Genomic DNA, 3566 nt, shown 5'->3' on the forward strand with positions numbered 1-3566 from the left:
CCCGCAGCCGCCTGAGTCCGCTCAGTGACCCCACGCGGCTGCATTCATGGCTGCTGGAGCTGGCCCGCGGCAGCTCGCTGGCATGGTCAGGCTCACCGCAGGTACAGGCAGCCCCGGTACCGCACGGTGTCACTCCGCAGGAAATGCTCGCTGCGACACCAATGATGGCAGCGCCGACCACCCTGCGGGAGGGGCTTTCGCGCACCTTCGACCGGGCCGCCGCGGCCGCTGCTGCCGCCACCGCCCGTAACGGCGCATCCGGCCCGGGCCGTCCGCCGGCCGACGCCGGGACGGCGGACGGCAACAGGACCCTGGTCGTGGGCACGGTGGCGAGCAGGGATGCGCGACCCGGCCAGCCGGACGTGCCCACGGTCATGCCACTCGTCCGTGGGCGCCCTGGCGGAGGGATCCCGTCCGGATCGCAACGCTGGCGCAACCGTTCGATCGCGACGGCTGTCGGGTCACTGGTCATCGCCGCGATCGGTGTCGCCGTCACGATCAACTGGCCTACCGCCGCATCCGACACCAGCGCCCACCACCCCGGCACCGTGGTGATCACACCGGGTTCGTCCGGGGAGCCCGAAACGTCCCCCGTGGGCCCCTCACCCGTATCCGGATCGTCGACCACGATCGACTCCACGGTTGCCGGTGGATCCACCCAGCAGTCGTCCACCCAGCGCAACGAGCCGGCCATGTCCGGCCTCGGGCTCCCGGACGAGGTGGCACTGGTGTCATCCCAACTCTCCCTCGTCGAGATGGTCCCCCCGGGCGACGCGGTCAACTCGCCCGCCCCGCCGGTACATGCCTCACCGGGAACGACCACGACGCCACCCCAGCCAGTGGTGACGACGACCCCGCCCGAACAACCGGCGCCCACGGCGACCGGCGGACCCACCGCATCCACGACACCTTCCGTGCCTTCCGACAGCCCCGGAACACAGCCACCGGCAGGCAGCCCACCCACCCCGGGCGGAACGTCCACGACGAATCCGTCGATCAGTACCACGAGTGCGAACGCTCCGGCCCCGGGCACCACGAAGGACGAGGGGGCGCCGTCGGCGAAGCTCACAACCGTCAGCGGCTCCCTGAGATCGCTCTGACCAACCAGGATCCGGCCAGTACGCGACTACTCCGCTCCGATCCGATCCGCCAAGGCACCGGTGAGCTACTCACACATCCTGTCCCGGCTGTTTCGCTCAGGAAAGTGAGTACGAAAACGGCTGCTATACGACCATCTATAGCGACCCGTCTATTCCCTCAGTTTCATGATTCGACGATGCTTGATCATGAATTCCCTAGCGGACCTGGTAGAACAGGGTGGTCACGTACTGGTCGAAGTCGTTGACACGTAGCGTCAGCCGTAGCTGCCAGGTACCTGGTAGTGGGACCTGCATGTCTTCGCTGATCACATGACCGGGCGCCACCCGGGTGAGCGGTACCGGCAACGGCCCGACACCGGCATCCGGAAGCGACAGCGCAGCCGATGCATCCGCAAGCGGCTGCGCCTTCCCCGCGGGGTCGAAGACATAGACGTGCAGTGTCTGCGGCCCGCGCCTGGTGGGAGCGATGTCCACCTGGACGGTGAGCGGCCCGGCGAAGACCGTGCCGGAGAACGGGGGCACGTACGACGTCCGTGCCGGGACGGAGTTGACCAGTGCCGCCGTCAACCCGAGCACCACGGCGGCGATTCCCGCCTCGAACGCGACCCTCCGGCGCAGACGTGCCAGCGCACCCTCGCTGACGCGGGGACGTGGGAGAAGGTTCGGCGAGGACGCCTCCCCCGACGGGCCGCTGGCAGCACGATCATGCTTTTTTCGCGCTGCCAGCGGCCCGAATTCTCGGCTTGTCAGCGGACCGAAGGCGGCACGATCATGATTCGCCTGCGCCCGGGATCCCCGCTGGATCGGCAGGGCTGATCCGGTGGGTTCGGAAGACCCGGGTACCCGACCCGCCGCACGGGTGGCCACGCCCACGGCCGTGGTCCCCCGCGTGTCCCCGGCCGTATCCTCGGCTGCCTCCGAGTGACCCGCCGCCAGCGCGGTGGGGGCCGGCCGGTGGTGGCGCGCAACCCATTTGTGCCCCAACCAGCCGAATCCGAGCATCATCGCCACGAACCAGAGCTTCACCAGCAGCAGACGGCCGTAGGTGGTGGCATCCAGCGCCGGGAGCGAGCCAACCTCCCGCCATGTCTGGTAAACACCGGTCAGGACGATCACGGCGATGGCCATCATTGCAATGCGTGACCATCTCGGCAGGACCTCGGCGAGCTCGTCGGCCCGGGCAGCCGACACCTCGATGCCGTCGGGAGGCTGCCGGCCGTCCGCCGGACCGCGCCGGGAGGTGGAACGCAGAAAGATCACGAGAACCGCGAGGCCGCCGACCCAGGCGGCAACGCCCAGCAGGTGCAGGGTCAGACTGGCGGTTGCCAGCCACGCGTCGTCACCGACGCCCGCGTGCCCGGCCGCGCTCTGGGTCACGGCGGCGACAAGGGCGAGGCCCGCGAGCTCCAGCAGGGAACGCCGGTGACCCGCCGTGATCGTGCGCAGCAGCGGTACCGCGAGCAGCAGCGCGAGGATGCGCAGCAGCACCAGATGCCCGTACCTGCCGTGCAAGGTGGTCGACAACGGATCCCACCGGGCGAGAGCGGACAACCCCTGACCCCCGCCGTACGGTCCCTGCAGCAGCAACAGCGCAACGGACGCACCGAGGGTGACGCCCCACCCCGTCCACAACAGGCGCCGCGGACCGGGCAGGCCGACTCCGGCCGGCCACAGCGCCAGCAGGAAAAAGCCCGCCCCCACCAGGACCGCGAGCCCGGCGAAAGCGGCGAAGCGGGCCACACCGGCCAGGACGCCCACAACCGCCGAACCACGGGCACCCGTGGACACCGACGCGGCCGCCGCTGCGTCCGGCGCCACCCCGACCCCGAAGAAGAAACCGCCGGAGACCGGATGGCTGTCCGCGGAGACGGCATGCCAGCTGACCACGTAGGTCCCGTTGCCAAGCCCGGGACGCAATCCCACCACGGCTTCATTGCCGGTCTGCCCGTGCCGCGCGGCACCGTCGTCCACCCGCTGACCGGACGAGGAGATGACCGTTATCGAGCCGGCGTTCACCGTGACGGACTCGCTGAAGGTCAGCACAACCCGCGACGGCGGGGTCGCCCGGGTCGCACCCCCGGCCGGATCGCTGCGTTCGAGCACGGCATGCGCGGACGCCGGGGCAGCCGTTACGACCACGGCCACGAGCATGGCCGCGAACAGGAAGCCGACGCGCCGTGCACTGTGAATCCAGTGCCACACGGCGTCAGCCCGCGGCGGCACAGTGTCAATCCGGAGCCGAACCACCGGCCCAGTGTCCACCTCGCTGCCCGCGGACGGCGACAACGCCGGGCTCCGCTCCGCGCCCGGCCACCGCTTCCCAGGACTTCCCGAGGCCTCACCGGGCTATGCTTTCCGAGATCTCCGGATGGCTTTCCGAGACCTCCGGACGCGGGAAAAATCACGATCGCGCTCTTCAGCCGGCTAAACTCCGCGCCCATGAAGACTCCGCGCCCATGAAGACTC

Annotated in this window: 2 protein-coding genes; one reads left to right on the forward strand and one right to left on the reverse strand. The window is 69.9% G+C overall.

Annotation, left to right across the window (positions count from 1 at the left end; translation table 11 throughout):
• Nucleotides 1-1100 (forward strand): hypothetical protein (locus DD1DGNOD_RS25740; RefSeq protein ID WP_165037043.1); only part of this gene is annotated, 1100 nt, incomplete at its 5' end.
• Between the two features lie 195 nt (nt 1101-1295).
• Here DD1DGNOD_RS25740 and DD1DGNOD_RS25745 read toward each other — a convergent pair.
• The gene (locus DD1DGNOD_RS25745; protein ID WP_131771202.1) at nt 1296-3323 is read right to left on the reverse strand and encodes a copper resistance protein CopC; all 2028 of its coding nucleotides are present in this window, start codon (nt 3321-3323) and stop codon (nt 1296-1298) included.
• Nucleotides 3324-3566: the final 243 nt, after the last annotated feature.

Origin of the sequence: Candidatus Protofrankia californiensis (assembly GCF_900634765.1) — a bacterium.
GTDB classification, from domain to species: domain Bacteria; phylum Actinomycetota; class Actinomycetes; order Frankiales; family Frankiaceae; genus Protofrankia; species Protofrankia californiensis.